This is a genomic window from Leifsonia sp. GW821-FHT13C09, assembly GCF_058806435.1.
In genome coordinates this window covers 1,584,507-1,591,155 of the sequence record NZ_JBXAPS010000001.1, presented here as the reverse complement: position 1 = coordinate 1,591,155, position 6,649 = coordinate 1,584,507, and the positions used below count along the sequence as shown (strand labels likewise).

General features: G+C 71.9%; 6 protein-coding genes. 4 read left to right on the top strand and 2 right to left on the bottom strand.

Annotation, left to right across the window (positions count from 1 at the left end; translation table 11 throughout):
- Positions 1 to 89: 89 nt before the first annotated feature.
- The gene (gene xylA / locus AC1ROW_RS07685) at positions 90 to 1,283 is read right to left on the bottom strand and encodes a xylose isomerase (RefSeq protein WP_179607906.1); all 1,194 of its coding nucleotides are present in this window, start codon (positions 1,281 to 1,283) and stop codon (positions 90 to 92) included.
- 98 nt (positions 1,284 to 1,381) lie between these two features.
- On the bottom strand, positions 1,382 to 2,347 hold the full coding sequence (locus tag AC1ROW_RS07680) for an acetylxylan esterase (RefSeq protein ID WP_493018238.1): 966 nt from the start codon (positions 2,345 to 2,347) through the stop codon (positions 1,382 to 1,384).
- Positions 2,348 to 2,440: 93 nt separating this feature from the next.
- On the opposite strand from AC1ROW_RS07680, the gene AC1ROW_RS07675 reads away from it, so the two are divergent.
- From AC1ROW_RS07675 to AC1ROW_RS07660, 4 genes are all read left to right on the top strand, one after another.
- Positions 2,441 to 3,460, top strand: a complete 1,020-nt coding sequence (locus AC1ROW_RS07675; protein ID WP_493018237.1) for a LacI family DNA-binding transcriptional regulator — start codon at positions 2,441 to 2,443, stop codon at positions 3,458 to 3,460.
- Between the two features lie 118 nt (positions 3,461 to 3,578).
- On the top strand, positions 3,579 to 4,766 hold the full coding sequence (locus tag AC1ROW_RS07670; protein ID WP_493018236.1) for a Gfo/Idh/MocA family protein: 1,188 nt from the start codon (positions 3,579 to 3,581) through the stop codon (positions 4,764 to 4,766).
- A gap of 100 nt (positions 4,767 to 4,866) precedes the next feature.
- Positions 4,867 to 5,559 (top strand): ThuA domain-containing protein, encoded by a 693-nt coding sequence (locus AC1ROW_RS07665; RefSeq protein WP_493018235.1) that lies wholly within the window; start codon positions 4,867 to 4,869, stop codon positions 5,557 to 5,559.
- The gene (locus AC1ROW_RS07660) at positions 5,544 to 6,641 is read left to right on the top strand and encodes a Gfo/Idh/MocA family protein (RefSeq protein ID WP_493018234.1); all 1,098 of its coding nucleotides are present in this window, start codon (positions 5,544 to 5,546) and stop codon (positions 6,639 to 6,641) included. The genes AC1ROW_RS07665 and AC1ROW_RS07660 overlap by 16 nt, the downstream gene beginning before the upstream one ends.
- The last annotated feature ends 8 nt before the right edge of the window (positions 6,642 to 6,649 follow it).

The window sequence follows — 6,649 nt, the reverse complement described above, 5'->3', positions numbered from 1 at the left end:
CGGGTTTCATTTGTTTTCCACACTTTCCAGCTTTTGGAGAGTGGGCGCGGGGACGATTGTGTTCCCACGCGCCCCGGGAACAGCTCAGGTCAGCCGCGGGCGCCGAGCAGGTGCTCGAGGGCGAGCTGCTGCAGGCGGACGAAGCCGAAGCCTTTGCCGCCGAAGTAGGCGCTCGCGTCGAAGTCCTCGTACGCGCTGCGGTCGGCGAGCAGGTCGTCGTAGCTCTCGCCCGCGCCGAGCGTCGGCTGGGACAGCTCGGTCACGCGCGCCGACTGCAGCGCCTCCTGCACCTCGGGGTCGGCGCGGAACGCGGCCGCCCGCTCCTTCAGCAGCAGGTAGGTGCGCATGTTCGCGGCGGCCGAGTCCCACACGCCGGTGATGTCCTCGGTGCGCGACGGCTTGTAGTCGAAGTGGCGCGGGCCGTCGTAGGCCTGGCCGCCGTTGGGGCCGCCGTTCTCGAGCAGGTCGACGAGGGCGAACGCGTTCTGGAGGTCGCCGTGGCCGAAGACCAGGTCCTGGTCGTACTTGATGCCGCGCTGGCCGTTGAGGTCGATGTGGTAGAGCTTGCCGTGGTAGAGCGCCTGGGCGATGCCGGCGGCGAAGTTCAGGCCCGCCATCTGCTCGTGGCCGACCTCGGGGTTGAGGCCGACGAGTTCCGGGCGCTCCAGCGAGTTGATGAACGCGAGGGCGTGGCCCACGGTCGGCAGCAGGATGTCGCCGCGCGGCTCGTTCGGCTTCGGCTCGATCGCGAAGCGGATGTCGTAGCCTTTGTCGGTGACGTAGTCGCCGAGCAGGTTGACGGCCTCCCGATAGCGCTCGAGCGCCGCCTGGATGTTCTTGGCCGAGTCGTACTCGGCGCCCTCGCGGCCGCCCCACATGACGAACGTCTTGGCGCCGAGCTCGGCGGCCAGGTCGAGGTTGCGGAGCACCTTGCGCAGCGCGAAGCGGCGGACGGCGCGGTCGTTGGAGGTGAAGCCGCCGTCCTTGAAGACGGGCGCGCTGAACAGGTTGGTGGTGACCATCGGCACGATGACGCCGGTGTCGGCGAGCACCTGCTTGAGGCGGTCGATCTGCTTCTGGCGCTCGGCGTCGGTCGAGCCGAAGGCGAACAGGTCGTCGTCGTGGAAGGTGAGGCCGTAGGCGCCGAGCTCGCTGAGCTTGGTCACCGCCTCCACCACGTCGAGCTGGGGGCGGGTCGGGCCGCCGAACGGGTCGGTGCCGTTGTAGCCGATGGTCCACAGACCGAACGAGAACTTGTCGGCGCGGGTGGGAGTGAGGCTCATGGAAGGTTCCTTCAGCGTCGTCGTGATTTGTTGTTTCGATAAACTTATACCAGGACCGACGCCCGAGCGCCACTCCGCGCCCCGCATTCACGACCAGCTCAGATCCGCGACGCCAACCAGGCCGCCTGCTTGTGCCAGTGCGCCGCCTGGCCGCCCTCGTGGTCGTTGAACGGGTACACCTCGATCGCCCGGTCCGTCGCGGCCAGGTGGTTGTAGGCCGCGAACGTGGTGGACGGCGGCACCACCGAGTCCATCAGCGCCACCGAGAACAGCGACGGCGCCTGGATGCGGCGGGCGAAGTTCACGCCGTCCAGGTACGAGAGCGTGCGGAACACCGAGTCCACCTCGTCGCGATGGACCGACAGGTAGGTGGCCAGTTCCTGGAACGGGCCGCCGACCGCGACCTCCGCGCCACGGCGGTACGCGCACAGGAACGCGACATCCGGCAGCACCGCCTGCACGTCGGCCAGCGCGCCCGCGGCCAGCGCGATCCCCCCGCCCTGGCTGCCGCCGGTCACCGCGATCCGCGCGGGGTCGACGAACGGCAGCGCGCGAGCGGCGTCGACCGCCCGGACGGCGTCGGTGAACACCCGGCGATAGTAGTGCTCGCGGGGGTCGTGGATGCCGCGGGTCATGAAGCCGGGCGTCGCCGGTCCCGAGCCGTGCGGGTCGGCGGTCGCGCCTCCGGTGCCCCAGCCGCTGCCCTGGCCGCGGGTGTCCATGAAGACGTGCACGTAGCCGGCGAGCGCCCAGTCGACGTTCTCGCCGGCGAGCCCGCGGCCGCCGCCGTAGCCCTGGTACTGCACGACGGCGGGCAGCGGACCGTCGGCGTGCAGCGGACGGGACACCCAGGCGCGCACGGGATCGGCGCCGAACCCGGGGAAGGTCAGGTCCTCCACGATGAGCTGGGTGACCGGGGTCGTCGCCGGCGTCAGCACGGGGTCGGCGCCGGCCGCGCGCGACTCCGCGAGCGTCGACTCCCAGAAGGCGTCGAAATCGGCGGGCTCCTCGACCTCCGGGCGGAAGTCGATCAGTTCGGCGAGGGTGAGGTCGGTGAGCGGCATTGGTCTCCTCGTGCATGCTGGTATTGGGGGGCGGGTACGGAAGTTTCGGGGAACGGCGCGAAAGCCTGGCCGACATTGTGGCACAGTGTCTGCATGGCCGAACCGACCACTGCGCCGAGCCGCCCCACGCTGGACGCCATCGCGCGCCAGGCGGCCGTGTCGCTCTCGACGGTCTCGAAAGTCCTCAACGGGCGCCCGGGCGTCTCCGCCCCGACCCGGGCCCGGGTGGAGGAGCTGCTCCACGCCTCCGGCTACGCGCGGCGCGGCCCCGAGCCCGAGCGCGGCGGCCTCGTCGAGCTGGTGGTGACCGACCTGGTCAGCGAGTGGTCGGTGGAGATCATCCGCGGCGTCGAGCGGATCACCCGGGAGGCCGGCTTCGTGCTCGCCCTCTCCGCGCTGGGCGATCACCTCGAGCCGGGAGGCGACTGGATCGGCGGCGTGCTCAGCCGCAAGCCGGTCGCGGTGATCCTGCAGTTCTCGAATCTGACGGCCGAGCACCGACGGCAGCTCCGCACCCGCAACATCCCGTTCGTGGTCGTGGACCCGGCGGGGGATCCGCCGCCCGACGTCCCCGCGATCGGCGCAACCAACTGGGCGGGCGGCGTCACCGCGACCCGGCACCTGCTCGACCTCGGCCACACGCGGATCGCGGTGATCTCCGGGCCTCCGGACCTGATGTGCTCGCGCGCCCGGGTCGGCGGATACCAGTCGGCGCTCGCCGAGGCCGGCCTCGAGATCGACCCGGCGCTCTCCGGGGTCGGCGAGTTCGGCCGCGCCGACGGGGAGCGGGAGGGCCGTCGGCTGCTCGACCGTGCGGACCGCCCGACCGCGGTCGTCTGCGGCAACGACCTGCAGGCGCTGGGCGTGCTGGACGCCGCCTTCGCGCTCGGGCTGGACGTGCCGGGGGACGTGTCGGTGGTCGGCTTCGACGACGTGGCGCCGGCGTCCTGGGCGCGGCCGGCGCTGACCACCGTCCGCCAGCCGCTGCAGGAGATGGCGGAGGTCGCGACGCGCACCGCTCTGCGCCTGCGCGCCGGCGACGTCGAGAACCCCCGGCTCGAGCTGGCGACCTCGCTCGTGGTGCGCGACTCGACTGCGCCGCCCCCGCGCTGACCTCCCTCCCGCTGGAAAGTTTTCCAAGCTGGCGCCGAAACTTGCGACGGCCGTCACCGCGGATTAGCGTCACGCACGGACACCGAACGGCACGCACGACGCGAAGGAGCGGGGACGGATGACGGAAGCGGCACGCGAGCTGCGGGTGGCGATGGTCGGCTACGGCTTCATGGGCGCCGCCCACTCCCAGGGCTGGCGCGTCGCTCCGCGGTTCTTCGACCTGGCGGCCGAGCCGGTGATGGCCACGATCGTCGGCCGGGACCGCGATCGGGTGGAGGCCGCCCGCCGGAAGTTCGGCTGGCAGCGCGCCGAGACCGACTGGCGTCGCGTGGTCGAGGACCCGGACATCGACATCGTCGACATCTGCTCTCCCGGCGCCTCCCACGCCGAGATCGCCATCGCGGCGCTGGACGCCGGCAAGCACGTGCTCTGCGAGAAGCCGCTCGCCAACACCGTGGCCGAGGCGGAGGCGATGGTCGCCGCCGCCGAGCGCGCGGCGGCCGGCGGCGTCCGCTCGATGGTGGGCTTCAGCTACCGGCGCGTGCCCGCGATCGGCTACGCCCGGCGCCTGATCCAGGAGGGCCGGCTCGGCGCGATCCGTCAGGTGCGCGCGCTCTACCTGCAAGACTGGCTGACCGACGAGTACGGCCCGATGACCTGGCGGCTCGACAAGGAGGCCGCCGGCTCCGGCTCGCTGGGGGACATCGGCGCGCACGCGATCGACCTGGTCGAGCACCTGACCGGCTCCCGGCTGGAGTCCGTCTCCGGCACGCTCGCCACCTTCGTGGAGGAGCGACCGCTACTCGGCGAGACCGTCGGGCTCTCCGGCACGGCCTCCAGCGAGCGCGGCCGGGTGACCGTGGACGACGCGGCCTGGTTCACCGCCCGGCTGGACGGCGGCGCCGCGGCCGGCGCGATCGGCGCGTTCGAGGCGACCCGCTACGCGACCGGCCGCAAGAACGCCCTGCGCATCGAGCTGAGCGGTTCCCGCGGCGCGATCGCCTTCGACCTGGAGGCCATGAACGAGCTCCAGTTCTACGACGCCACCGCGCCGGCGGGGGAGCAGGGCTTCACCCGGATCATCGTGACCGAGCCCGAGCATCCCTACATGGCCAACTGGTGGCCCACCGGACACGCGATCGGCTACGAGCACGCCTTCAGCCACCAGATCAAGGACTTCGTCGACGCGGTGACCGGCGGTGCCGACCCCCAGCCGTCCTTCGCGGACGGCCTCCACATCCAGCGCGTGCTCGCCGCCGTCGAGACCTCCGCCGCCACCGGCAGCGCCTGGACCCCCACCGCCTGAAACAACCTCCCACCTCAACAGCGACTACGCCCGAAATCAGCCCGAAACCGTCGAGTACGCGAACAATCTGCGTACTCGGCGGTTGCGATCGGAAGGAACCATGACCAGACAAGCCCTCGTCGTCCGCGGCGGCTGGGACGGGCACATGCCCGTCGAGACCACGAACCTCTTCATCCCGTTCCTGGAGGAGAACGGCTTCGCCGTGCGGGTGGAGGAGAGCCCCGCCGTCTACACGGACGAGGCGTTCATGGACACGGTCGACCTCGTCCTGCAGATCAACACGATGAGCACCATCGAGCCCGAGGAGTTCGCGGGCCTCCAGCGCGCGGTCCTGAACGGCACCGGGATGGCCGGCTGGCACGGCGGCATCGCGGACTCCTACCGGAACAACGCGGACTACCTGCACATGATCGGCGGCCAGTTCGCCCACCACGCGGGCAAGGACCCGGCCGAGCGCACCGGCGAGCAGTCGGACAACTACATCCCGTACACGGTGCACATCACCGACTACGGCACGGCGCACCCGATCACCGCGGGCATCGAGGACTTCGACCTGGTGACCGAGCAGTACTGGGTGCTGAGCGACGAGTACAACGACGTCCTGGCCACGACCACGCAGACCGTGCGGCCGTGGGACGCCTGGAACCGCCCGGTCACCGCGCCGGCGATCTGGACGCGGCAGTGGGGCAAGGGCCGGATCTTCGTGTCCGCGCCGGGCCACCGGCTGGAGATCGTGGAGTCGCAGCCCGTTCGCACCATCATCGAGAGGGGGCTGCTGTGGGCAGCACGCTGAACGTCGGAGTGATCGGGGTCGGCGTCATCTCGGCGCAGTACTTCGCGGAGTTCCCGAAGCTGCCGAACCTGCGCCTGCGCGCGGTCGCGGACCTCGACCTCGACCGGGCCCGGGCCGTCGCCGCCGAGCAGGGGGTGGAGGCGATGACCGTGGACGAGCTGCTGGCGCACCCCGATGTGGATGTCGTGCTCAACCTGACCATCCCGCTGGCGCACGCGGACGTCGCCTTGCGCGCGCTCGCGGCGGGCAAGCACGTCTACGGGGAGAAGCCGCTGGCGTTGACGACCGCCGAGGCGGAGCCGGTGCTCTCGCGCGCCGACGAGCTCGGGCTGCGCGTGGGCTGCGCGCCGGACACGGTGCTCGGGACAGGCATCCAGACCGCGCGCGCCGTGCTCGACCAGGGCCGGATAGGCACCCCGCTCGGCGCGGCGGTGGCCTGGACCGCTCCCGGGCACGAGCTGTGGCATCCGGCGCCCGCCTTCTACTACCAGCCCGGCGGCGGCCCGCTGTTCGACATGGGGCCGTACTACCTGACCTCGCTCGTGACCTTCTTCGGGCCGGTCGTGCGCGTCTCCGGCGCGACGCGACGCTCGGAGCGTCCGCGCACCATCGCCACCGGGCCGAACGCGGGGACCGAGCTGCCGGTGGACGTGGACACGCACGTCACGGCCATCCTGGAGCACGCCTCCGGCGTCGTCTCGACGGTGACCGTCTCGTTCGAGGTGTGGGCCACCCGGGTGCCGCTGTTCGAGGTGTACGGGACCGCGGGGACGCTCGCCGTGCCCGACCCGAACCACTTCTCCGACCCGGTCCTGGTCGCGGACGCGGCCGACCGGGAGTTCCGCGAGGTGGAGGTCGCCGGCGGCTACGCCGACGCGGGCCGCGGGTACGGGCTGGCCGACCTGGCACGCGCGATCGAGACGGACCGGCCGCACCGGGCCTCCGGCGAGCTCGCCTTCCACGTGCTGGAGATCATGGAGGCCGTGCTCGCGGCCGGCGCGCGGCACGAGGTCGTGACGCTGACCTCCACGGTCGAGCGGCCGGAGGCGGTCCCGGCGGGAGCGCGGCCCGAGACGTGGTGAGTCCCCGG